At 41.7% G+C, this 23,709-nt stretch carries 22 protein-coding genes; all 22 read right to left on the minus strand.

The genetic code is table 11. The features are described from left to right. Positions 1–10: 10 nt before the first annotated feature. Entirely contained in the window at positions 11–292 is a 282-nt protein-coding gene (locus AC3ZVC_RS20845; RefSeq protein WP_009330702.1) for a DUF503 domain-containing protein, read from the minus strand. Further along, positions 292–2,508: a translation initiation factor IF-2 gene (infB, locus tag AC3ZVC_RS20850; RefSeq protein ID WP_490065059.1), complete on the minus strand. Its 2,217-nt coding sequence runs from the start codon at positions 2,506–2,508 to the stop codon at positions 292–294. Before infB ends, AC3ZVC_RS20845 begins: the two co-directional genes overlap by 1 nt. Positions 2,509–2,527: 19 nt before the next feature. Further along, complete coding sequence (locus AC3ZVC_RS20855) at positions 2,528–2,830, minus strand: YlxQ family RNA-binding protein (protein WP_490065060.1); 303 nt, start codon at positions 2,828–2,830, stop codon at positions 2,528–2,530. Continuing rightward, positions 2,827–3,111, minus strand: a complete 285-nt coding sequence (gene rnpM, locus AC3ZVC_RS20860) for an RNase P modulator RnpM (protein WP_490065061.1) — start codon at positions 3,109–3,111, stop codon at positions 2,827–2,829. Before rnpM ends, AC3ZVC_RS20855 begins: the two co-directional genes overlap by 4 nt. Positions 3,112–3,129: 18 nt before the next feature. Further along, positions 3,130–4,287: a transcription termination factor NusA gene (gene nusA, locus AC3ZVC_RS20865; RefSeq protein WP_490065062.1), complete on the minus strand. Its 1,158-nt coding sequence runs from the start codon at positions 4,285–4,287 to the stop codon at positions 3,130–3,132. Between the two features lie 189 nt (positions 4,288–4,476). Next, positions 4,477–4,944: a ribosome maturation factor RimP gene (rimP, locus tag AC3ZVC_RS20870; RefSeq protein ID WP_214725800.1), complete on the minus strand. Its 468-nt coding sequence runs from the start codon at positions 4,942–4,944 to the stop codon at positions 4,477–4,479. Between the two features lie 237 nt (positions 4,945–5,181). Continuing rightward, positions 5,182–9,492: a PolC-type DNA polymerase III gene (locus AC3ZVC_RS20875; protein WP_490065063.1), complete on the minus strand. Its 4,311-nt coding sequence runs from the start codon at positions 9,490–9,492 to the stop codon at positions 5,182–5,184. A 574-nt stretch (positions 9,493–10,066) separates the two neighbouring features. Beyond that, complete coding sequence (locus AC3ZVC_RS20880) at positions 10,067–11,770, minus strand: proline--tRNA ligase (protein WP_490065064.1); 1,704 nt, start codon at positions 11,768–11,770, stop codon at positions 10,067–10,069. A 163-nt stretch (positions 11,771–11,933) separates the two neighbouring features. Further along, the gene (gene rseP / locus AC3ZVC_RS20885; RefSeq protein WP_490065065.1) at positions 11,934–13,196 is read right to left on the minus strand and encodes an RIP metalloprotease RseP; all 1,263 of its coding nucleotides are present in this window, start codon (positions 13,194–13,196) and stop codon (positions 11,934–11,936) included. 122 nt (positions 13,197–13,318) lie between these two features. Continuing rightward, positions 13,319–14,461, minus strand: a complete 1,143-nt coding sequence (locus AC3ZVC_RS20890) for a 1-deoxy-D-xylulose-5-phosphate reductoisomerase (protein ID WP_490065066.1) — start codon at positions 14,459–14,461, stop codon at positions 13,319–13,321. Between the two features lie 86 nt (positions 14,462–14,547). Beyond that, complete coding sequence (locus AC3ZVC_RS20895; RefSeq protein ID WP_490065067.1) at positions 14,548–15,342, minus strand: phosphatidate cytidylyltransferase; 795 nt, start codon at positions 15,340–15,342, stop codon at positions 14,548–14,550. A 16-nt stretch (positions 15,343–15,358) separates the two neighbouring features. Then, positions 15,359–16,138, minus strand: a complete 780-nt coding sequence (gene uppS, locus AC3ZVC_RS20900) for an undecaprenyl pyrophosphate synthase (protein ID WP_490065068.1) — start codon at positions 16,136–16,138, stop codon at positions 15,359–15,361. Between the two features lie 357 nt (positions 16,139–16,495). Further along, on the minus strand, positions 16,496–17,053 hold the full coding sequence (gene frr, locus AC3ZVC_RS20905) for a ribosome recycling factor (protein ID WP_490065069.1): 558 nt from the start codon (positions 17,051–17,053) through the stop codon (positions 16,496–16,498). Continuing rightward, positions 17,053–17,778, minus strand: a complete 726-nt coding sequence (pyrH, locus tag AC3ZVC_RS20910) for a UMP kinase (protein ID WP_490065070.1) — start codon at positions 17,776–17,778, stop codon at positions 17,053–17,055. Before pyrH ends, frr begins: the two co-directional genes overlap by 1 nt. Before the next feature lie 140 nt (positions 17,779–17,918). After that, positions 17,919–18,800 (minus strand): translation elongation factor Ts, encoded by an 882-nt coding sequence (tsf, locus tag AC3ZVC_RS20915; RefSeq protein WP_214725791.1) that lies wholly within the window; start codon positions 18,798–18,800, stop codon positions 17,919–17,921. 190 nt (positions 18,801–18,990) lie between these two features. Then, positions 18,991–19,692, minus strand: a complete 702-nt coding sequence (gene rpsB / locus AC3ZVC_RS20920) for a 30S ribosomal protein S2 (protein WP_490065071.1) — start codon at positions 19,690–19,692, stop codon at positions 18,991–18,993. Between the two features lie 147 nt (positions 19,693–19,839). Continuing rightward, positions 19,840–20,436 carry a DUF6115 domain-containing protein gene (locus AC3ZVC_RS20925; RefSeq protein WP_490065072.1) on the minus strand — a complete coding sequence of 199 codons (597 nt, stop codon included), beginning with the start codon at positions 20,434–20,436 and terminating at the stop codon, positions 19,840–19,842. A 140-nt stretch (positions 20,437–20,576) separates the two neighbouring features. Then, a complete protein-coding gene (locus tag AC3ZVC_RS20930) occupies positions 20,577–20,792 on the minus strand; it encodes a hypothetical protein (RefSeq protein ID WP_490065073.1) in 216 nt (71 codons plus the stop codon). A 39-nt stretch (positions 20,793–20,831) separates the two neighbouring features. Beyond that, positions 20,832–21,593, minus strand: coding sequence for a FliA/WhiG family RNA polymerase sigma factor (locus tag AC3ZVC_RS20935; protein ID WP_490065074.1), 762 nt, complete (start codon positions 21,591–21,593; stop codon positions 20,832–20,834). A 389-nt stretch (positions 21,594–21,982) separates the two neighbouring features. Beyond that, on the minus strand, positions 21,983–22,480 hold the full coding sequence (locus AC3ZVC_RS20940; RefSeq protein ID WP_490065075.1) for a chemotaxis protein CheD: 498 nt from the start codon (positions 22,478–22,480) through the stop codon (positions 21,983–21,985). Then, positions 22,473–23,117, minus strand: coding sequence for a chemotaxis protein CheC (locus AC3ZVC_RS20945; RefSeq protein ID WP_490065076.1), 645 nt, complete (start codon positions 23,115–23,117; stop codon positions 22,473–22,475). Before AC3ZVC_RS20945 ends, AC3ZVC_RS20940 begins: the two co-directional genes overlap by 8 nt. 1 nt (position 23,118) lies before the next feature. Further along, positions 23,119–23,592 carry a chemotaxis protein CheW gene (locus AC3ZVC_RS20950; protein ID WP_490065077.1) on the minus strand — a complete coding sequence of 158 codons (474 nt, stop codon included), beginning with the start codon at positions 23,590–23,592 and terminating at the stop codon, positions 23,119–23,121. Positions 23,593–23,709: the final 117 nt, after the last annotated feature.

Raw genomic sequence — 23,709 nt, forward strand, 5'->3', positions numbered from 1 at the left:
TCACCTCTTCTTAAAGCCACTCTAAATCAGTAATGGTCCGTTCAATTTCAGGGAACGAATCAATCATTTTCAGCGCATTTTGCAGCTCATGTTCCGTAGAAACCTGGGTGGACGAAACAGCCACAATGGCAATTTTTGTTCTTTGCCATAGATCCTGGTAATCCACCTCGGATACAGAAACATTGTATCTTTGTTTCAAGCGGGTAAGTATCCGCTGCAAAACAGCACGTTTTTCTTTTAATGAATGTGTGTCATAAATGATACATTCACAGGCAGCAAGGCCAATTATCATTAACGTTCCACTTCCTGCATAATATATGCTTCGATAACGTCGCCTTCTTTTACGTCATTGTAGTTTTTAATGGTAATACCGCACTCATATCCCTGTGCAACTTCTTTAGCGTCATCTTTGAATCGCTTAAGTGCATCTACTTCCCCTTCGAAGATAACAACACCATCGCGAATTAGACGGACACCGCTGTCACGCGTAATCTTTCCATCTGTAACATACGAACCGGCAATTGTACCGATTTTGGAAACTTTGAAAGTCTGGCGGACTTCAGCTTGCCCGATGATTTTTTCTTCGAACTCTGGGTCAAGCATCCCCTGCATCGCCAGTTCAATCTCCTCAATTACTTTGTAGATAATGCGGTGCAAGCGGATATCGACGTCTTCTGCTTCTGCTGCACGTTTCGCATTATTGTCAGGGCGGACGTTAAATCCAATTACAATGGCATTGAAGGCTGCAGCCAATGTGATATCGGACTCATTTATGGCACCCACACCAGTATGAAGGATTCGTACATTAACACCTTCAACATCGATTTTGTTTAGGGCAGCTGTTAAAGCTTCAGCTGAACCTTGAACATCGGCTTTTACGACGATGTTTAAGTCTTTCATTTCCCCTTGTTTCATGTGTTCAAACAAGTTATCAAGACTTACGCGTGTTTTTTCGTTGCGCTGTGCCTGCAATGCCTGCGACGCACGAGCTTCACCAACCTGGCGGGCTGTCTTTTCATCATCAAGGACAACAAATCTGTCACCAGCCTGCGGTACATCATTTAGCCCCGTGATTTCTACAGGTGTAGACGGTCCGGCAGTTTTAACCCGGCGGCCAAGATCATTCACCATTGCACGAACACGGCCAAATGTGTTTCCGACAACGATCGGGTCCCCAACCTTCAATGTACCGTTCTGTACGAGAAGTGTAGCTACTGAACCGCGGCCTTTGTCAAGCTGCGCTTCGATAACTGTTCCAACTGCATTGCGGCCAGGATTTGCTTTATATTCTTCCACTTCACCGACTAGCAGAATCATTTCAAGAAGCTCGTCAATTCCTTCACCCTTAATAGCTGAAATTGGAACAAAGATTGTATCTCCGCCCCATGCTTCAGGAACAAGGCCATGCTCAGTAAGTTCCTGCATGACTCGATCAGGGTTTGCCCCTTCTTTATCCATTTTGTTTACAGCCACAATAATTGGCACCTCTGCTGCTTTTGCATGGTTAATTGCTTCAACTGTCTGAGGCATTACACCATCATCTGCTGCAACAACCAGAATCGTGATATCTGTAATTTTCGCTCCGCGGGCACGCATTGTTGTAAATGCAGCATGTCCCGGTGTATCTAGGAATGTAATCTTTTTGCCATTTTCTTCAACCTGGTAAGCACCAATATGCTGGGTGATGCCTCCGGCTTCACCAGCAGTTACCTTTGTATTGCGGATGGAGTCAAGCAAAGTTGTTTTACCATGGTCAACGTGGCCCATAATTGTAACAACAGATGGACGTTCAATTAACTCCGCATCCTCATCTTCTGTGAAGTATACTTCAAGATCAGTTGTATCAACTAAAACTTCTTCTTCTACTTCAACCCCATATTCACCAGCAATCAATTCGATGGCATCTTTGTCAAGTTCCTGATTAATTGTTGCCATAACGCCAAGCATGAAAAGCTTTTTAATAATTTCCGAAGGTTCGCGGTGCAGCTTCTTTGCCAGTTCCGCTACAGTCAGTGATTCGCTGAAAGTAATTTTTGAAGGAAGCTCCTTCACTTTCTTAGGAGCTGGGGCTGCCTGAGTCTGCTGTTGTTTGCCTTTGTTATTTTTGTTCTTATTGTTGTTTCTGTTATTATTTCTGTTGTTATTATTGTTTCTATTATTGTTGTTATTGCCTCGGTTGTTGCCGGAGAAGTTTTTATTGGACTGGTTGGCCTGTCCCTGGCTTTTCCCTTCACCGGACTTAGTTTGAGGCTTTCCTTTTTGGCCTGATGTATTTTTATCATCAGTCTTATTGGAAGCCGGTTTTGGACTCCCTTGTTGTTTTTGCTGGTTTTGAGGCTGTTGGCCATCTTTTTTGCTGAAAATGCCGTCAAGCTTTTGTACAGCAGCCGGCTCAATTGTTGTCATATGGTTTGAAACCTCAATATTCATGTCTTTTAATTTAGTAATAACATCCTTGCTTGAAATGTTATGTTTTTTCGCATATTCATAAACGCGCATTTTACTCATACTTACACCCCCGCTAGTATTAATCGAGCAACGTTAACAGCTTTTTTGCAAATCCGGCATCTAATACTGCCACAACAACCCGGGCTTCTTTCCCTATAGCTTGGCCGAGCATATCCCGGTTTTCAATCAGCTTATATGGAACCCCGTATGATTTACATTTATCTGTAACCTTTTTTGCCGTATTTGCGGATGCATCTGCAGACAGCAAAACAAGCCTTGCTTTGCCGTTTTTGATATCTTTAACAGCAAGCTCTTCTCCCGAAGAAATTTTCCGTGCCCGATTGGCTAAGCCAAGCAATGACATCCATTTAGTTGAGTTCATTTGGATTGCCGTTTCTCCTTCTCTATTAACTCCAAGAGTTCTTCATAAATAGATTCATCTATGGAAACTTCTAATTGATTGGCTAAGATATTCCTCTTTTTGGCTAGTAACACTGCTTCCTTTTCTTTGGAAAGATAAGCGCCGCGCCCTGATTTTTTTCCGGTCGGGTCTACAGAAACTTCTCCTTCTTTGGAGCGAACGATGCGAACGAGTTCTTTTTTCGGTCTCATTTCACCGGTAGCGACACATTTTCGCAAAGGAACTTTTTTACGGCTGTTCACGATCATTCACCTCTTTCTCTATTCTTTATCCTCTAAAAGGTCTTCCTGAAAAGCGAAGTCTGCATCACTATCATACTCTTCGTTTTCATACTCATCATGGTCAAAATTCAACAATGTTTCCTCACGCGGATAAATCCCCGATTCGCGAGCCTCTGTTTCTGATTTGATGTCAATCTTCCAGCCAGTTAGTTTAGCCGCCAGCCTTGCATTTTGGCCCCGCTTGCCGATCGCCAATGAAAGCTGGTAATCAGGTACGACAACAGTTGTCGCTTTGTCACCTTCATTCACGATAACATCAAGCACTTTTGAAGGGCTTAGCGCATTGGCAACAAATACGACAGGATCTGATGACCATTTAACAATATCTATTTTTTCGCCCTTTAGCTCGTTTACTACCGCCTGGACACGCGTTCCTTTAGGCCCTACACAAGAACCTACCGGATCCACTTCTTCATTGTCAGAATGAACTGAGATCTTGGAACGGTCTCCAGCTTCACGGGCAACAGACTTGATTTCTACAGTTCCATCATAGATTTCAGGAACTTCAATTTCAAATAATCTTTTTAGCAATCCAGGATGTGTTCTGCTTACAAAGATTTGCGGTCCCTTTGTTGTTTTTTCAACTTTTGTGATAAAGACCTTAATGCGATCGTGGGGCTTGTAGTGCTCATTCGGCATTTGTTCATTAGCAGGAAGGATCGCTTCAATTTTGCCAAGACTCACATAGATGAACTTAGGATCTGTACGCTGGACAATTCCCGTCATGATATCTTCTTCACGGTCGATAAATTCAGAATAAATGATGCCTCTTTCCGCTTCACGGACACGCTGTGTAACAACCTGTTTGGCAGTCTGGGCAGCAATGCGCCCAAAATCCTTAGGTGTTACCTCCATTTCTACAACATCTTCCACCTGGTAGTTAGGATTGATTTTTTGAGCGTCTTCCACAGAGATTTCAAGACGTGGATCAAACACTTCGTCTACTACTTCTTTGCGGGCAAATACTCTCATTGTTCCATTTCCAAGGTTTAAATCGATACGCACATTTTGCGCCTGGTTAAAGTTTCTGCGGTAGGCTGACACCAATGCCGCTTCAATTGCTTCGATAATCACATCGCGAGAAATGCCTTTTTCTTTCTCAAGCAATGTCAGAGCATCCAAAAGTTCACTGCTCATGAGATTTATATCCCCCTTTTATTTCTCTTTTAAAAAATGGTCGGAAAAAGCGAAGTCCCAATATGCCGAATAGCAAATTAGCTTAATTAACGGCTCTGTTAGTCTGGCTGTTGATTTTTTACTCCATTTAACATGGTGCTAAAAACCTCCACACCGCTTATTAATAAGCAAGCCCGCAATAGGCCGTCATTAAAAGACAACGGCTAAACGGGCATTGGCTACCTTCTCATAAGGAATTTCCACACTTTTCTTTCGGGTTTTAATTTTAACTTCAACGGTAACGGTCTCACCGTCAAATTGTGTTAAAACACCTTCGAACGTCTTTTCTCCATCAATCGGTTCGTATGTTTTAATGAAGACATTTTTGCCGATTGCTTTCACAAAATCCTGTTCTTTTTTTAGAGGGCGTTCAGCTCCCGGCGATGAAACTTCCAAGAAATAGTTGTAAGGAATCGGATCTGCAGCATCAAGCTTTTCACTTAGCCTTTCGCTTACTACTCCACATTCCTCAATATCAACACCAGTTTCTTTATCAATAAATACGCGAAGGAACCAGTCTTTCCCTTCTTTTACATATTCAATGTCGACTAATTCTAAATGAAGCTCATCCACTATAGGGGTGACTAATTCTTCTACCGTTTCAGTCACTTTGCTCATTCATTTCCCTCCTTTAACTTGGATTCTTAGCTCTTGTTTTTTCATAATTTTATTTAGATATTCAGGAAAAAACCGTACACAACACGAAAGAGTGGGTTGCCCCACTCTTCCTTTTGCGAGAGTTATTCTTAGTATTTCCAATAAAACTATACCATAACCAAATTTTTTATGCAAATGGAATGGCTGTCAGCACAAGGGTTTAGACCATGCCAAGCCCATTTTCTCCTGTTCTTTAAACTAGAAAAGAGACAGTTGGTTTTGATCAGGAAGTGATTCCAGGCAACCGTGATTATCTAAATACTCAATAATGGTCTTAGATACTTTACCGCGCTGCTGCAAATCTTCCTTGGAAAGGAACTCTCCTTCCTCTCTTGCTTTAACAATATTGAAGGCCGCATTTGTTCCCAGGCCTGGAATTGAGTTAAAAGGCGGGATTAAGGAGTTTCCATCGATAATAAACTCATTGGCGCTTGACCTGTATAAGTCTACTTTCTGGAAGTTAAAACCTCTTTCATTCATTTCCAGGGCCAGTTCCATTACTGTTAAAAGGTTTTTTTCTTTTGTTGAGGCATCAAGCCCCTTTGCATTGATTTCATCAATACGGGCCCGGATTGCCTGTGAACCCTTAACCATGGCATCTACATCGAAGTCTTCTGCGCGGACAGTGAAGTATGCAGCGTAGTACATAAGCGGATGGTGGACCTTAAAGTAAGCGATCCTTACCGCCATCAATACATAGGCTGCGGCATGGGCTTTAGGGAACATGTATTTTATCTTTTTACAGGAATCAATATACCATTCCGGCACTTCATTCTTTCTCATTTCTGCTTCCATTTCATCGCTCAGGCCCTTACCCTTACGGACTGATTCCATTATTTTAAATGCAAATGCAGGCTCGAGTCCCTGATAGATTAAATAAACCATTATATCATCACGGCAGCCGATAACTTCACTCAGATTGCAGATGTTGTTATGAATCAATTCCTGGGCATTGCCGAGCCATACATCAGTACCATGAGACAGGCCCGAAATCTGAACAAGTTCAGAGAAAGTCGTCGGTTTTGTATCTTCAAGCATTTGGCGGACAAACCGTGTACCAAACTCTGGTATTCCTAGCGTTCCCGTTTTGCACATGATTTGCTCCTCTGTAACCCCAAGGGATTCCGGCCCGCTAAAAATCTTCATCACTTCAGGGTCGTCAGTAGGAATTGTTTTTGGATCAATTCCGCTAAGATCCTGCAGCATCCTGATGACCGTAGGATCATCGTGTCCAAGTATATCCAGTTTCAGAAGATTATCGTGAATGGAGTGGAAGTCAAAGTGAGTTGTTTTCCATTCGGATGTCCGATCATCTGCAGGGAACTGGATTGGGGAGAAATCGTAGATATCCATGTAATCTGGAACAACGATAATACCGCCTGGATGCTGTCCGGTTGTCCGTTTTACTCCGGTACAGCCGGAAGCCAGCCTGTCAATTTCCGCTCCCCTTATTTGCAGGTTGTTATCCTGCTGATAAGCTTTTACATACCCGTAAGCTGTCTTATCCGCAACAGTTCCTATTGTTCCTGCACGATAGACATAATCTTCCCCGAACAGAACTTTTGTATAGTTATGGGCTCTCGGCTGATATTCGCCCGAGAAGTTCAAGTCGATATCGGGAACTTTGTCCCCTTTAAACCCAAGGAAGGTTTCAAATGGGATATCATGTCCATCTTTTTTATATATTGCACCGCAATTCGGACAATCCTTATCAGGCAAGTCAAAGCCTGATCCTACTGAACCGTCGTTGAAAAACTCGGATGTTTTGCATTCCGGGCAAACGTAATGCGGAGGCAGGGGGTTCACTTCAGTAATTTCCGTCATGGTAGCTACGAACGAGGATCCGACTGACCCACGTGAACCAACGAGATAGCCATCATCCAGTGATTTTTTTACGAGCTTGTGTGAAATTAGATAAATAACGGCAAAGCCATGGCCGATAATACTCTTCAGCTCTTTTTCCAGGCGGGCTTCCACAATTTCCGGAAGCTGATCTCCATAAATTTTCCTGGCCATCCCATAACTCATGCTGCGCATTTCTTCATCTGCGCCTTCGATTTTAGGCGTATACAGATCATCCTTGATCGGTTTTATCTCATCAATCATATCGGCAATTTTATTGGTATTCTCTACTACTATTTCTTTCGCTTTCTCTTTTCCGAGGAAAGAGAAGGCATCGAGCATTTCATTCGTTGACCTGAAGTGAACATCAGGCAACTTATGGCGGTTCAGCGGATTAGCTCCTCCCTGGGAATTAACGAGAATCTTTCGATAGATTTTATCATTAGGGTTAAGATAATGTACATTTCCTGTAGCCACTACCGGAAGTCCCAGCTTGTCCCCAAGCTTAACAATATTACCGATAATCTCCTCCAGCGCTTTTTCATCTCTAACCAGTTCAAGCTCCAAAAGATGGGCATATACTTCTTTCGGATGGACTTCAAGATAATCATAGAATTGCGCCGTATCTTCCACTTCATCAGGAGACTTCTGCATCATGCCTTCAAAAACTTCACCTTTGTCACAGGCGGATCCAACCAAAATTCCTTCACGATGCTTTTGCAGTACAGATCTCGGTATACGGGGAACTCTGTAAAAGTACTCCATATGAGCAATTGATACGAGCTTAAAAAGGTTTTTCAAGCCTGTTTCTGTCTGAGCAAGCAAAGTGCAATGGTATGGTCTTGCCCGCTGATAAGCATTACCCTGGCCCATATTATCATTAAATTGATCATGGAATTCGATCCCTTTTTCATCTGCATGCTTCAGCATTTTTAAAAGCAGATAACCTGTAGCTTCGGCATCGTAGATAGCGCGGTGGTGTTGGGTAAGTTCAACGTCAAACTTTTTTGCCAGTGTATTCAGACGATGGTTTTTCATGTCCGGATATAAAAAGCGGGCAAGCTCCAGCGTATCAATAACCGGATTAGGCGCCTTCCCTATGCCGATCTTTTTATAGCCGACATTCAGGAAACCCATATCGAATGAGGCGTTATGGGCTACCAAAACAGCATCCCCTGCCCACTCATGGAAATTTTGCAGAACCTCTTCAACTTCCGGTGCATTTTCAACCAGATCATCCGTTATTCCTGTCAAATTAATGGTTGTGGCGGAAAGCGGATGATGAGGATTTGCAAAAGACTCAAACCGGTCAATGATTTCACCATCATGTATCTTTACAGCCGCAAGCTCGATGATGGTATCGTAAACGGCTGATAAACCTGTTGTTTCAACGTCAAAAACCACATACGTATCTTCAGTTAGTTTGCGATGGGCGTCGTTATAAGCAATCGGCACACCATCATCAACAAGGTTAGCTTCGATTCCATATAGAATTTTGATGTCATTCTTTTTCCCTGCACCGTATGCTTCAGGGAATGATTGGGCTACTGCGTGGTCTGTAATGGCTATTGCTTTATGCCCCCATTTTTTTGCTTGGGAAACCAATGCGCTCACTGATGACACGGCATCCATCTGGCTCATTGGGGTGTGAAGATGCAGTTCCACTCTTTTTTCATTTGCAGGAGCAGTATCCTGCCTTTGAATAGGCTTAATTTCATTGATATCATTGCCAATCATGACCAGGTCACGGACAAAGGTATCATTCTGTATGCTGCCGCGCACCTTAACCCACATGCCTTTCTGAACATGCTGGAAAAGGGCTGCATCCTCTTTGTCACGCGAGAACATCTTTACGAGAATAGAGCTAGTGTAGTCAGTAACTTTAAAAGTTAATAGTGTTCTGCCGCTCCGGAGCTCCCTTGTTTCAGCGGCAAAAACGTATCCTTCAATCGCTACTCGCCGCTCTTCATCTACTATATCGATCAATTTGCGATAATCCGCATCATCTTTAATCGTAAGACCGATTGTTAGAGGGCCCTTAGGAGCTGAATTATCAGCTGATTCTGCTTCAGCTTCTTTCTTTTGCATTTCAATTGCTGCCTGTAGTCCCCGCTCCTGGTCCTCTTTCCGTTTTGCCTCCATGAACTTTTCATATTCTTCATTAGAGCCTTCTGCTGAAACCTCTGTATCAATTACCAATGCTGGAAACCCAAATAGCTGAAGTACATCTGAAATAGTGCCAGCATATTTCTTTTTAATTGAAAGTCCTTCCAACTCATTTCGCACCTTGATGATAATCTTATTGCCCTGTACAGAAGGAACTTGTTCATTCAAGAGCTTGATTAGCGGTGGTGCCATGCCATCCATCTCCTGAATGCAGCTGTGCCAGTATTCAAGAACAAGCTTTTCAGTAAAATCCTGATTTTTCACAGAAATGCTATAAGAGATTTCTGCAATATGGGAAAATGACTTTTCCAGCTGATCTGTAAAGCGGCTATAGACACTGCAAGGCAAAATGCGAGGAAAGACAAAATAAAAATGCCATTTCCTCGACTGTCTTTCCACTACGACCCTTTCAATCTGGGCATCATGAAAGTGTTGAACAAAGGCATCTTCGGTAAGCTGCATCTGCTGGAGCAAGAGCTGGAATCTAGACGGTTCGCTCATCTTTCTCTCTCCCATCAAATAAATAATCTATGTCTCTATTTTTTAATTTGGTTCTTTTCAAAGGATTGTTGTTTTTAAATGGATCTTGTTAATGGCTCTTTTCTCAAGATTGTAGTTTTTGTTTATGAATTCGTTGATTTCCGCTGCGGGCACTCAGCGAACCCGCGGGGAGGGTTCCGAGCCTCCTCGGCTTCGCCTGTGGGGTCTCGCACTTCCCTCTCCTCCCGCAGGACACTGAATTTGCTTCCCTGAATAAACACCGCACGAAGGAATTCGAGGATCAAGTGCCCTCCGCTACAATCAACTAAGTTTGTTAAAATGCGTTTTCCTTCAAAAAGGCAACAAACTTTGCGAAAACAGCCTTAAATTTTTAAATAAACAATATTGTAAATTCATTAGGCTATATACGTAGCCAGATTGACAGACGAACTTAATTATAACATATAGACACGTCTTAGAAACTTCAAATATCTTCTTGTGATTGAAAAAACGGATCCCGTCTTGGAATCCGTTTATCAAGTCAAACATAATAAGGATACATTATCGGCTTTAAATAGGAGCCTGTTAATCCAGCTTAAAGTGCTGACATCATTTCAGCAATTTTTTCTGCAAGCTGATCTTTATGGATTTCCTGCATGTCGCCTGTTTTCCTCACCTTTACTTCAACAATTCCTTCTGAAGCCTTTTTGCCAACAGTAATACGGATTGGCAAACCGATAAGATCAGAATCTGCAAATTTGACCCCTGGACGTTCCTGGCGATCATCCATTAAAACCTCATAGCGATTTTGCTTTAGCGTAGAATATAATTCCTCTGCTAGAACAGCCTGAGATTCATCCTTCATATTAATAGGAATCAGGTGAAGGTCATATGGTGCAAGCGCATTCGGCCAAACAAATCCATTTTCATCATTGAATTGCTCAGCAACCGCAGCCATTGTCCGCGATACGCCTATACCATAACATCCCATAATCATAGGCTGGGTTCTGCCGTTTTCATCTAAGTAAGCTGCTTCCATCGCTTCACTGTAACGTGTGCCCAGCTTAAAAATATGGCCAACTTCAATACCCTTGGCAAATTGGATTGTACCTTGTCCATCTGGAGAAGGGTCCCCCTCTTGAATGAACCGAAGATCTGCATATTGGCTGACATTAAAGTCACGGTCTGGGTTAACATTTATATAATGGGCACCCTCTTCATTGGCGCCGCAAACTCCATTAACAATTGCTTCTACTGCTTGATCGGCAACAACATCAATATCCTTTACACCGATTGGCCCTAATGATCCTACCGCACATCCTAGCACTTGCTTTGTTTCTTCAGCTCCTGCAAGATCTACCGCGGCAGCATCAAGCAGATTTTTCAGCTTGATGTCATTTACTTCATGGTCTCCGCGCACAAGAACAAGAACATATTTTTCATCCACTTTAAAAAGAAGTGACTTAATGCATTGCTCTTTTGCAACGTTTAAATAAGACGATACCTCGTCAATCGTTTTCTGGTTTTCTGTTGCTACCTTCTCAAGTTCTTTAGTTTCCTGATCACTCTTCTTGTAATCAGCAATGACTGGTGCCATTTCAATATTGGCAGCATAATCCGACGTATCAGAATACGCAATCGTGTCTTCCCCTACATCTGACAGGACCATAAATTCATGTGTGTCTTTACCGCCCATTGCACCTGAGTCGGCAATAACCGCTCTAAAATTCAATCCGCAGCGTCTAAATACATTGGAGTAAGCTGTGAAGAGCTTGTCATACATTTCATCAAGGCTTTCCGCTGAAGAATGGAAGGAGTATGCATCCTTCATGATAAATTCACGGCCGCGAAGAAGTCCGAATCGAGGGCGTTTTTCATCACGGAATTTGGTCTGGATCTGGTAAAGCGCCAATGGCAATTTCTTATATGACTTTACAGCATCACGAACAAGGCTAGTTATCACTTCTTCGTGAGTAGCACCCAGTGCGAATTCACGCTCATGGCGGTCCCTCATCCTCATAAGTTCAGGTCCGTATGTATACCAGCGTCCCGATTCCTGCCATAATTCAGCCTGCTGAAGAGCTGGCATTAGAAGCTCAGAAGCTCCCGCATTATCCATTTCTTCCCTGATAATTGCTTCAACTTTTTGCAGGACTTTCTTAGCCAATGGCATATAGCTGTATATTCCGCTTGCATTTTGGCGGATAAAGCCCGCTCTAAGCAATAATTGATGGCTGCGTATTTCTGCATCTGCTGGTACTTCTTTAAGAGTAGGAATAAGCGTCATGCTTTGTTTCATTTAATAGCACCTCTATTTTTATTATCAATATGTAAGCCAGCTCAGCCGGCATCCTATTTTGAATAAAAGAAGGGCAATCCCTGCCCATCCGGAAAATCGGCATTGGCTGATTTCCGGAAAGCCGAAGACTTTACCCTTCTTTTTCATGCAACTTTAGTGAAATTTACAGGAAAAATCTTTGGATATCATTCCAAGTGACCACAAGCATTAACAGCATCAAAAGGGCAAAGCCAATAAAGTGAACCATTCCCTCTTTATGACGGTCAATCGGTTTACCTCTTACAGCTTCAACAGCAAAGAACATCAATCTTCCGCCGTCAAGCGCAGGGATTGGGAGCAAGTTCATAATCCCAAGGTTGATACTCAGAATGCCCGCCCATTTCATCAGATAATAGATTCCTGATTTGGCAACTGTATCTGTAGAAACATAGATGCCTACAGGACCTGATAAAGCATCAATTGAGAACTGTCCTGTTACCAGTTTACCAAGCATGATAAAGATTTCTTTTGTCCAGAAATACGTTTCTTTTGCTCCGTAGGTAATGGCCTTTAACGGTGATTTTTCCATAGGGCTGTAAACACCGATAATCCCAATTTTTTCTCCTTCAACATCCTGAATCTTTGGTGTAACCGGAATGGTTAGCTCATCGCCATTTCTGTCCACCAAGAATTCGAGCTCTTCATTCGGGTTTTGACGGATAATTTCAACAACATCAGACCAGCTTGAAATTTCAGCTCCATCAACACTGTGGACAATATCCCCTTCCTTCAGGCCAGCCTCATAGGCTGCCCCATCAGGAGTCAGTTTCCCAAGTGCAGGCTCATTTGTTGGTATTCCTTGCAATAAAGCAATTAACACAAATACGAAAAACGCAAGCACAAAGTTCATCATGGGGCCGGCGAATATCGCCATCGTTCTTTGCCCCAATGTCTTTGAAGCAAATTGGCGGTCATATGGAGCAATCAGTGTCTCTGCCCCATCTTCAATTAAGACGGCGGAAGGTTTGATCTTAAACACTTTGAGTATTTCTTCCTCTTCGCCCTCCACATACCCTTTAACCACAAGGTCGTGCTCAATATCAGCTTGTTCAACCTCAATGATTCTTGCTTCTGGATATTTATCTTTATTATTCAAAATAATCTTACTTACTTCTTCGTTACCATCCAGGATCAAACCAATGCGGTATCCGGGCTTGATTTCTACCATTTCGGGGTCTTCTCCGGCCATGCGAACAAATCCGCCGATTGGAAGAAGGCGTATGGTATATACTGTTTCATCTTTCTTAAATGAAAACACTTTCGGTCCAAAGCCTATAGCAAACTCCCGGCAAAGGATTCCTGCTCTTTTAGCAAAAATTAAATGTCCTAGTTCATGGAAAAAGACCAACGCCCCAAATATAACGATAAAGGCTATTACTGTACTCAAGTTTTAACCACCTTTGTTTAGAGGTTGTTCAAATCTCGCTGAAAACGATCCATGGCAGCCATTTCAGCCGCTCATTCCGCTTCAAAATTTCCCTAAAGCAGCTTCAGCGTTTGAACTCAAGCTTATAGAAGCGAGTTTACATATTTTCTCGTTTCCAAATCTGTCTCCTGAATCTGGGCAAGACTTGGATTGGAGATATTTTCATGGTTGCTCAATGCTCTTTCGATGAAGTCTTCTATTTGCAAGAATGTTATCTTTCCATCTAAGAAGGCAGCAACAGCAGCTTCATTTGCTGCATTAAGTACGGATGGCATTGTACCGCCGGCTTTGCCTGCTTCATAAGCATACTGCAGACAGCGGAAACGCCCGAAATCCATTTCTGCAAAATGGAGTTTTCCAATTTCAGCAAGGTTCAGCCTATTAGCTGAAGGAAGCGGCAGCCTGTCAGGATAGGTTAGTGCATATTGTATGGGGACTCTCATATCCGGGGTACCCAGCTGTGCAATAACGCTGCTGTCATGGAACTCTACCATAGAATGAATAATGCTTTCCTTGTGGAGCAAAACATCTATTTTGCTGTAATCCATGGAAAAGAGCCAATGGGCCTCAATTACTTCAAGCCCTTTATTCATCATTGTGGCAGAATCAATGGTAATTTTCGCTCCCATTGACCAATTTGGATGATTTAGCGCTTCTTCAACCGTAACATTTTCTAGTTCCTTGCGGGTACGGTCTCTGAAACTTCCGCCAGAAGCTGTCAAAATGAGCCTTTCAATATTCTTCTCCTTCTCTCCCTGCAAGGATTGGAAAATAGCAGAGTGTTCGCTGTCTACTGGAAGAAGCTTAACACCATTCCGTTGTGCTGCTTCCATGACAAGGTGGCCGGCTGTTACAAGTGTTTCTTTATTTGCAATCGCAATTGTTTTCTTTTCCTCAATTGCCTGCAAAGTCGGATCAAGTCCTACACTTCCCAATACTGCATTAACCAGAATATCTGATTTCGGGTAAACTGCCACCTCTATCAAACCATTATGTCCATATGTAAATGTTATGCCGGGGAACTCAGCTTTAAGAGTATCTGCGAATTTTTTTTCTGAAACTGAAACAAGCTCCGGTTTAAAATCGCGGATAATCTTCCTGGCCAGATCTATATTTCTGCCGGCAGACATTGCCGCAAGCTTAAAATCTTCAGGGTGCTCCCTTATTATATCAAGGGTTTGTATTCCAATTGAACCTGTTGCACCCATTAAACTAATATATTTCATAGTCTCCTCCTGTGGAAAAAAGCAAATCTTATCTTCATCTTTCAATTGCTGCTATTAACCAATTGAAAGATGCTTTCATTTATTCTTTATAGCAAGTGAAAAAAATGGAGCAATGGCAATACAAACAATAAGCTGTCAAAGCGGTCCAGGATACCGCCGTGGCCAGGCAGGATATTTCCAGAGTCCTTTACATCATAATGACGCTTTAATGCAGATTCAACCAGGTCGCCTATCTGACCAAATACAGATAGTATTGCAGTAATAATTAAAAGCCCGATCAGGGACTCTTCTATATTTGAGAAAATAATAAACAATACGGCAACTGCAAGCGCACAAATCACGCCTCCCAGCGAACCTTCCACTGTTTTGTTGGGGCTAATTTCAGGCCATAGCTTGCGCTTGCCCATAGACTTGCCTATAAAATAGGCACCTGAATCTGTTGCCCAAATAAGGAATAGAGCAAAAAAGATATAAGTCAAGCCTTCGTCTGCAAAGCGGGTTTCCATAAAATAATAAAACCCTATCCCTACATACAAGGTAGACATGATCGAAAATGCTACATCATCAAACGTAAACTTATTTTTCGTTGCAACAGTATAAGTTAAAAATAGCAGAACACCAAAAAGGGCTACCTCAATTTTAGTATAATTTAAATCATCGAGGATCGGCTGAAATTCTCTTGGCAAAAGAAAAACCCATAATAATAATAAGGAAATAATTCCCGGAATAGAAAACAAACTTAATTTCCTCATTCTTAATAATTCATATAGCGCAATTGACGCCAGCAAATATGCCAGTATAATCATCGGCATGCCGCCATAAATAATAACCGGGAGCAAAACCGCCCCAAAAATGATCGCTGTGATTACTCGTTGCTTCATTAAATTTTCAACACCTTTATTGTACTCCCCCAAAACGCCGCTGCCGGTTTTGGAATACCTCAATCGCTTCCAGCATTTGCTCTTCATCAAAATCCGGCCACAATACATCTGTAAACCAAAATTCAGTGTACGCGAGCTGCCAGAGCATAAAGTTACTAAGCCTGATTTCACCGCTTGTTCGAATTAACAAATCGGGGTCTTTAAGCCCGCTTGTCATAAGATACGATGAAAACTTCTCTTCATTTAAGTCATTTTCATCCATTATACCACTTTTGCAATCTTTTAAGACATGCTTGACAGCTTCAAGTATTTCCGCTCTGCTGCCATAATTAAGCGCAAAGTTTAATACCAGCCCCGTATTGTTTTTTGTCTCTTCCATCGCTTTAGCGACTGCATTGCGGGTATGGGCAGGCAAGTGATCCATATAGCCAATCATTCTCACCTGCACATTTTCCTCGACCAGCTCCGGTAGGAAAGTCCCCAAAAATTCCTCAGGCAATTTCATAAGAAAGTCAACTTCCATTTTGGGCCTCTTCCAATTTTCCGTAGAGAAGGCATATAACGTTAAGGTTTTTACACCAATTTCATTGGCAAACTTTGTGATTTTCCGGACAACCTTCATGCCTTCATGATGTCCCGCAATTCTTGGAAGGGCTCTTTTTTTGGCCCATCTGCCATTCCCGTCCATGATAATGGCTACATGTTCAGGTATTTGCAGTTCCTTCATTTTTTCTACTCTCTCTCGGAAATCGGAAGAACTGTTTTGGGACTTCCATAACTTCATTTTATCAAACATATGACTGCTCCTTTAAAATAGGTTAATCCTCCGATAAAAGATAAATCAGAAAAGCGCAATGCGCCTAAGCTGGACATCCGTCCTGCTAATTTATAATAATTGTATCTTTTAGAGATTATTTTCAACTGGTAAAATTATGATATTTCCTATTTCCGCATGCTAATATCATACCAAAAATAAAAAAATATATCTCTATAAAAGAGTATGTATTCAAAACAAAATTAAGAATTTGCCGGTAAGCCTCTTAGGGATGTTCCTATACTGCCAGCATAAAGAGCCGCGCTTCAATAAGTATAGTTATTTCCCAAAGTGTAAAAAAACCCCCTATTGATAGAGGGTTCGTCATATATGGCAAAATCAAACTTCAAGGATTTCTTTTTCTTTATCCTTTGTAATGGCATCGATCTTGCTGATATGTTCATCAGTAAGCTTTTGAATATCATCAGAGAATCCGCGAAGGTCATCTTCTGTGATTTCCCCGCTTTTTTCAAGCTTTTTAAGATCATCATTGGCATCGCGGCGCACGTTGCGGATCGCCACTTTCGCTTCTTCAGATTCCTTTTTCACAACCTTTACAAGCTCTTTACGGCGCTCTTCAGTCAGCTGAGGAATAGCCAGCCTGATCACACTGCCGTCATTGGAAGGATTCAGGCCAATATCAGACTTTAGGATCGCCTTCTCAATTTCGCCAAGAATTGTTTTATCATATGGCGTAATAACTAAAAGACGTGCTTCAGGAGCAGATACTCCTGCAAGCTGGTTAACAGGTGTTGGAGCACCATAGTAATCTACTGTGATTCGATCAAGCAAAGAAGCATTTGCCTTACCGGCACGGATACTTGCAAGCTCACGTGTATATGCTGCAATTGCTTTTGTCATTCTTTCTTTTGCATCTGCAATAACTTGTTTTGGCATTATTTTTTCCCCCTAACGATTGTTCCAATTGTTTCACCCAATACGGCGCGGTTAATATTGCCTGTTTCCATGATTGAAAATACAATTAACGGAATATTGTTATCCATGCATAAAGAGGATGCTGTTGAATCCATAACAGCCAAACCTTCCTTCAATACATCAAGATAGGAAAGCTCGTCATATTTCTTGGCATTTTTGTCAATGCGAGGGTCTGCTGAGTACACGCCATCCACATTGTTTTTAGCCATCAAAATCACTTCTGCTTCAATTTCTGCAGCTCTTAATGCAGCTGTTGTATCAGTCGAGAAGTAAGGGTTACCGGTTCCCGCAGCAAAGATTACAACCCGTTTTTTCTCAAGATGGCGGATCGCTCTTCTGCGGATATATGGTTCAGCAACCTGTCTCATTTCAATAGACGTTTGAACCCTTGTTTCTACGCCGAGATTTTCCAGGCTATCCTGTAATGCAAGTGAGTTCATGACAGTAGCAAGCATGCCCATATAGTCGGCATTTGCTCTGTCCATCCCCATTTCCTCTCCGATTTTGCCGCGCCAGATGTTTCCGCCGCCAACAACTACAGCTACCTCAACACCTAAGTCAGCCAGATCCTTGACCTGAACAGCAATCGATTTAATTACAGAAGGATTTATTCCGAAACCTTGCTCTCCTGCTAAAGCTTCACCACTTAATTTTAAGACCACGCGTTTGTATTTAGGGCTGCTCATAAGAACCTCCATATGTAGATTTAGAAACCTCAAGCGCCTTTGAAAGGCACAAGGCTAGATCATAATTTAATCTTTTCTTGAAAAACAGGGAACACAAAGTGTTCCCTGAATCATAGCTGTTATCGCTGTTTTAATTACTATTATTTTTTAACCTGGTTCATTACTTCTTCAGCGAAGTTGTCTTCACGCTTTTCGATGCCTTCTCCAACTTCATAGCGAATGAACTCACGGATTTTTCCGCCTTTTGATTCAACGAATTTGCCAACTTTTTGATCAGGGTTTTTAACAAAAGCCTGGTCGTTTACGCAAACATCTTCGAAATATTTACCTAAGCGGCCTTCAACCATCTTAGCCACAATATTTTCTGGCTTGCCTTCGTTAAGAGCCTGCTGAGTTAAAACTTGGCGCTCGCGCTCAACTTCTTCCTGTGATACTTCATCACGGGAAACATATTTAGGGTTTAGGGCAGCAATGTGCATTGAAACATCTTTCGCTGCTTCTTCATCAGTTGTACCTTCAAGAACGGTTAATACACCAATGCGTCCGCCCATGTGCAGGTAAGCACCGAAAGCATCGTTGTCAGTTTTTGTTTTGATTTCAAAACGGCGAAGAGAAAGCTTTTCACCAATTTTAGCGATTGCAGTATTGATGTGAGACTCTAAAGTAGATCCGTTAGCCATTGTTTGGCCAGCTGCTTCTTCAACAGAAGATGGCTTATTTGCAAGCAAATGTTCAGCTAATTCTTTTACAAGAGTTTGGAACCCTTCGTTCTTAGCAACGAAGTCTGTTTCAGAGTTTACTTCAAGGATAACTGCTTCGTTTCCGTCCACTTTAACTGTAGTAAGACCTTCAGCAGCAATGCGGTCACCTTTTTTAGCAGCTTTAGCGATTCCTTTTTCACGAAGGAAGTCGATTGCTTTTTCCATATCGCCTTCAGTTTCCTGAAGAGCCTTTTTGCAGTCCATCATGCCTGCGCCTGTTTTTTCACGAAGTTCTTTAACCATTTGAGCAGTAATTGCCATTATAAGATCCTCCTTAAAATGAGTTATGTAATTATATCTTTACCATATATAGCTGTATGGAAAACAAAACTTTTCCCATTCTTTAAAAAAAGGTGATAAAGGGTGCTCCCTATTATCACCTTCTTTAAATCAAGAAAAAGCACTCTGGAACTGTCCAGTTCCAGCGCCACAAGGCGCTCCCGCTTTTCTATTAAGCAGTTGTAACTTCTTCACCTTGTTTAGCTTCAAGGATAGCATCAGCCATTTTGCCTGTTAATAGTTTAACAGCGCGGATAGCATCATCGTTTGCAGGGATTACAACATCAATTTCATCCGGATCACAGTTAGTGTCAACGATACCAACGATAGGAATGTTTAATTTATGTGCTTCTGCAACAGCAATGCGCTCTTTGCGAGGATCAATAATGAATAGAGCATCTGGAAGGCCCTTCATGTCTTTGATTCCGCCTAAGAACTTCTCTAAGCGCTCTTGCTCTTTCTTCAATTGAACAACTTCTTTTTTAGGAAGAACTTCGAAAGTTCCGTCTTCAGACATTCTTTCGATATCCTTTAAACGTGAAATACGCTTTTGAATTGTTTCAAAGTTAGTTAAAGTTCCGCCCAACCAGCGCTGGTTTACATAGAACATACCAGAACGGATAGCTTCTTCTTTAACTGAATCTTGAGCTTGTTTCTTAGTACCTACGAAAAGGATTGTACCGCCGTTTCCAGCAAGCTCCTTAACGAAGTTGTAAGCTTCTTCTACCTTCTTAACAGTCTTTTGAAGGTCGATGATGTAGATGCCGTTACGCTCAGTGAAGATATACTTCTTCATCTTAGGGTTCCAGCGGCGAGTTTGGTGTCCGAAATGCACACCAGCTTCAAGTAATTGCTTCATTGAAATTACTGACATTTTGTGTTTCCTCCTAATGGTTTTTTTTCCTCCGCTCATATCATTTTTAGCCGGCAACTGCATATGTACAGCACCATCCGGCTAAATCCATAAGCGTGTGTATTAACACCATTTGTTAATATAGCACAAGTGTTTTTGACAATCAAGCTATTCTTGCTGATTTTGGCGAAATTTAAGCATTAATGCAATTTCCGTTCTGCCTTTACCTAATGTCTTGGCAATTTCGTCTTCCGTCAGGCCCTGCTTTTTTAATACCAAAACGTTATCAAGCAGTGATGATGTTTGATGCTGCTGTGCTTCAGAATCGCTCTGTTTTTCCACTTTCGCAGCTGATGCTTTACTTTCAAATCCAGAAACAGATTCATCTTTTAATTCTATTTGTTTATCTGCTTGATCACTATTCTTTTTATAAGCTTTCACTGCCTGGTTGGCTGATGCCTTTGCAAGGCGGTTAGGCATATCCTTTGTTTCTGCCTTTTTTTGAGCCTTTACCAGTTTCTCTTTCGATTCAGCTTTTTCAGTCAATGCATTTATGTTAAGCTGAGAAACCCTTTTAATAAATTCATCGTTTTCTTCCTTCATCTGCACGAGGTAAGTGGAAATGACCTCTTCCATTTCATTAAATAACCTCTCCTGCTTTTTCTCCGTTTCCATTAGCTTGTTTTGCCGGAGAAACAGGAGGATAATTGCCAAAAGTGCCATGATATTCAATAACAGGCTTATCGCTAACAGAAAACCAGTCATACTATCCCTCTATCCGCTATAATCAATAACCTTCCCTTTATAAGGGTGGCCCTGTTCCTTATTGCTTTCTTTTTTTTGTTTTTCTTTTTGGTCTGGTTCGTCCCAGCCTATGTGATTGATTTTATCTTCTTTGCTAAGATTTAAATTTTGTTTTTGTTCCCGGGATATTGCACTGATAGGGGGTCCTGGCAAATCTTTTTTATCGCTTCTTCATTAATCCCAAAGGTTATTTTATCCCTGGCAAGAAGATTCTTTATTATTTCTGATGAGATCCCTATTATTTCATTGCTGACTATGGGCTGCAGCATGGCAGATAAACGATTTCTATCAACTAAAATCTGAAACTGAATTTCCATACTGATTCCTTCTTTCTCCAGATAGCAGCAGGGCATATTTTATAAAACTTTTTCCAGCGACTGTCTGAGCTTAAATATAGCTTTGGAATGAATCTGGGATATTCGCGAAGTTGACAAACCCATCACTTCGCCGATTTCTGTTAAAGTTAATTCTTCCTTGTAAAATAAACTAATAACCAGCTGTTCTTTTTCATTCAATTGCAGGATTCTTTCGGCCATTTCTTCCAGTATCTCATTTTTCAATACCTTTTCTTCCGGTATAACTGCTTTGTCATCCTTAATGGCAAATGAACCGCCTTCTTTATCATCAGAATCGCCAGGCTGTTCATCGATTGATAAAACGTTTGCATAAAAGTGTTCGTTCATTACTGTATAAACTTCTTCTTCCCCCATATAAACCTCGTCGGCAATTTCCCCTACCGTGGCATTTCGCATCAGCCGCTGCTCAAGCTTTTCCATAGCCGCTTCAATTTTTTTGGCCTTCTCCCTTGTACTCCGGGGAAGCCAATCTTCCTTTCTTAATCCGTCTAAAATCGCACCCCGGATTCGAAAGGAAGCGTATGTATCAAATTTTAAATCTCTCTTAGGATCAAATTTTTCCAAGGCATCGTATAATCCTATCATACCAAGGCTTCGTATATCGTCTCTTGAAACACTTTTAGGAAGGTTCACTGATATTCGCTGCACATGATAGCTTACGAGAGGCATATATCTCTTCGCAAGAAAGTTCCCCGCTTGAGCATCACGAGAGTCGACCCATTTAGCCCAGTATGTATTTTCTTCAATCGTTAGCTCTGCCATGGCCATCCTCCTCAAACGTTCCCATTTCTATTAATTATCGTTAATATATCAAAATATTCCCTCTAACAATATTAAAACTCAGGCTGTATCCAGCTGATAATCCAAGGCTTTTACTACTGAACAATAAGGTTTATATAGGGATCGAAAAAAACAGTTACCTTCCGGGTGCTGGTTTGGATCTATTAAATTTGCCTGTTGATTTCCGCTCAGGAGCTAGCGGACAGCGGGCGGTCCGACAGCGCACTCGCGCATACAGGGTCTCCCCTTGACACGCTCTAATCAATAGGATTCCAAAATCAACAATGAACTTTAACACAGCCTATGGATATAAAACTATTTTAATTAGGCCAATTAAGACAGGTATTCATCCATCAATTATTTAGCAGCCCTTAAATCATGAATTCACCTTTATTGACAGTCCGGATATTTAATTTGCCTGTTGCCGGGTTGAATTCAATGGTTCTTCCGCTGTTTCCGCCTACATCTTCTGCGATAATGTCAATCTTTAATAATGTCAGCTCCTTTTTCACAGCTTCCACGTTTCTGGGACCGATTCTCATTAAATCACTGCTGGAAGAAAACTGAAACATTTGGGCTCCTCCAGCAATCTTTGCTTTTAAACAGGAAGACCTCGCGCCGCTCTTTGACATGAGGCTGACGAGTTCCCTGATTGCCGTATCGGCATATTTAGCTGAATTAAAGGCAGCTCCTTTAGAAAGAGATGAGTCGGGTAGCATCACATGGGCGAGCCCAGCAATCCCGAAGCTAAGATCAAATACGACAACTCCTACACAGGATCCTAATCCTGATGTCCTGATTAAATCCGGCGTTTTAACAATATTCATCTCTGCTATACCAACTTTTACTGTTTCAAGCAGCTTATGCATGATCCTGGACTCCCAATGCTTTAAAAATAATTTGAAAGGACTCAGGGTCCGGAAGCAGGAAGAAATGGCCTTTAACGGAATCTCCGCCATATGGGCTTTCTTCGTTCAAAGCCGTATCGATCACGATGGCATAATCGCTTACTTGGGAAATTTCAAGCAAACCAGTGCCAATAATCGCTCCGACCATATCAATGCTAAGCATGGGCACAGATGGAAATAAGGACAGGTTTGTAAAATCAGATAAGGAAGATAAATAAGAACCTGAAAGGATATTCCCTAGTTCTTGCAGGGCAGATAAAGCTAGTTCATTGTAAGGCGTTTCTTCTGCATTGAAAACAAGGCTCCCTGGCAATGCTTGAATAAATATCTCAGCCTGTTTCAGAGGCAGAACGAAGAACATGCTGCCAGGCGCATCTCCTTCAATTCTCAGAAATACCCCGGCCACTACATTCTCCGAACCCCCGGCCATGTCCATCATTTCCTCAAAAGAAACAACCCTTACATCCGGAACTGTCATATCTATTTTTTTATCGAGCAGAGTAGAAAGAGCCGTCGCAGCATGGCCTGCACCAATATTGCCGATTTCTTTTAAAATATCCAAATGCATCGAGCTGATATTTTTTTTTATAAAATTCATCTTACATTCCTTCTGTTTCGCTCTGGATTGCCAGTTCATCAGGATTAAGAACTTTTTCCAAATCTATTAATATCATTAATCTTTTATCAATTTTTGTAACACCTTTTATAAAATCTGCCTCTTCGGCACCGACAACCTCAGGAGGAGGCTCAACTGATTCTACGGATACATCGATTACATCATTGGCAGAATCAACGATCAGACCCACCTCCATACCTTCCAAAATGGTAATTATAACTCTGGTATGGTCGGTATACTCGGCCTCCTCAAGATTAAACCTGCTTCTTAGGCTGATGATTGGTGTAACAACCCCCCGCAGATTTATTACCCCTTTTACAAAGCCGGCTGTACGCGGAACTCTTGTTATAAACTGCACCTTTTCGATCGAACGTACCTGGTTAACTGGAATAGCATATTCTTTATCTTTCAACTGGAACACGATTAATTTTAAATCTGCCACTGCCGCCTCAGACATTCCGGTCACTCCTTTGCTGGATAGCTCTGTTAAATTCGCATGCTGGTTATAGTAAACAGAGCATTATAACTAAACTCTTAAATTAATAGTAAATATGGGATCACATATTCTATGGCA

The organism is Cytobacillus sp. C11.1 (genome assembly GCF_058145115.1).

What these genes read in the sequence shown, in the direction of transcription:
- AC3ZVC_RS20875 (WP_490065063.1), bottom strand. Translation starts at nt 9,492, where the DNA reads ATGAGCGAACCGTCTAGATTCCAGCTCTTGCTCCAGCAGATGCAGCTT.
- rpsB (WP_490065071.1), bottom strand. Translation starts at nt 19,692, where the DNA reads ATGTCAGTAATTTCAATGAAGCAATTACTTGAAGCTGGTGTGCATTTC.
- AC3ZVC_RS20945 (WP_490065076.1), bottom strand. Translation starts at nt 23,117, where the DNA reads ATGAATTTTATAAAAAAAAATATCAGCTCGATGCATTTGGATATTTTA.
- infB (WP_490065059.1), bottom strand. Translation starts at nt 2,508, where the DNA reads ATGAGTAAAATGCGCGTTTATGAATATGCGAAAAAACATAACATTTCA.
- AC3ZVC_RS20855 (WP_490065060.1), bottom strand. Translation starts at nt 2,830, where the DNA reads ATGAACTCAACTAAATGGATGTCATTGCTTGGCTTAGCCAATCGGGCA.
- pyrH (WP_490065070.1), bottom strand. Translation starts at nt 17,778, where the DNA reads ATGAGCAGCCCTAAATACAAACGCGTGGTCTTAAAATTAAGTGGTGAA.
- uppS (WP_490065068.1), bottom strand. Translation starts at nt 16,138, where the DNA reads ATGTTTGATAAAATGAAGTTATGGAAGTCCCAAAACAGTTCTTCCGAT.
- AC3ZVC_RS20890 (WP_490065066.1), bottom strand. Translation starts at nt 14,461, where the DNA reads ATGAAATATATTAGTTTAATGGGTGCAACAGGTTCAATTGGAATACAA.
- tsf (WP_214725791.1), bottom strand. Translation starts at nt 18,800, where the DNA reads ATGGCAATTACTGCTCAAATGGTTAAAGAACTTCGTGAAAAAACAGGC.
- frr (WP_490065069.1), bottom strand. Translation starts at nt 17,053, where the DNA reads ATGCCAAAACAAGTTATTGCAGATGCAAAAGAAAGAATGACAAAAGCA.
- AC3ZVC_RS20935 (WP_490065074.1), bottom strand. Translation starts at nt 21,593, where the DNA reads ATGGCAGAGCTAACGATTGAAGAAAATACATACTGGGCTAAATGGGTC.
- AC3ZVC_RS20940 (WP_490065075.1), bottom strand. Translation starts at nt 22,480, where the DNA reads ATGCATAAGCTGCTTGAAACAGTAAAAGTTGGTATAGCAGAGATGAAT.
- AC3ZVC_RS20950 (WP_490065077.1), bottom strand. Translation starts at nt 23,592, where the DNA reads ATGTCTGAGGCGGCAGTGGCAGATTTAAAATTAATCGTGTTCCAGTTG.
- AC3ZVC_RS20930 (WP_490065073.1), bottom strand. Translation starts at nt 20,792, where the DNA reads ATGGAAATTCAGTTTCAGATTTTAGTTGATAGAAATCGTTTATCTGCC.
- AC3ZVC_RS20880 (WP_490065064.1), bottom strand. Translation starts at nt 11,770, where the DNA reads ATGAAACAAAGCATGACGCTTATTCCTACTCTTAAAGAAGTACCAGCA.
- AC3ZVC_RS20925 (WP_490065072.1), bottom strand. Translation starts at nt 20,436, where the DNA reads ATGACTGGTTTTCTGTTAGCGATAAGCCTGTTATTGAATATCATGGCA.
- rimP (WP_214725800.1), bottom strand. Translation starts at nt 4,944, where the DNA reads ATGAGCAAAGTGACTGAAACGGTAGAAGAATTAGTCACCCCTATAGTG.
- nusA (WP_490065062.1), bottom strand. Translation starts at nt 4,287, where the DNA reads ATGAGCAGTGAACTTTTGGATGCTCTGACATTGCTTGAGAAAGAAAAA.
- AC3ZVC_RS20845 (WP_009330702.1), bottom strand. Translation starts at nt 292, where the DNA reads ATGATAATTGGCCTTGCTGCCTGTGAATGTATCATTTATGACACACAT.
- AC3ZVC_RS20895 (WP_490065067.1), bottom strand. Translation starts at nt 15,342, where the DNA reads ATGAAGCAACGAGTAATCACAGCGATCATTTTTGGGGCGGTTTTGCTC.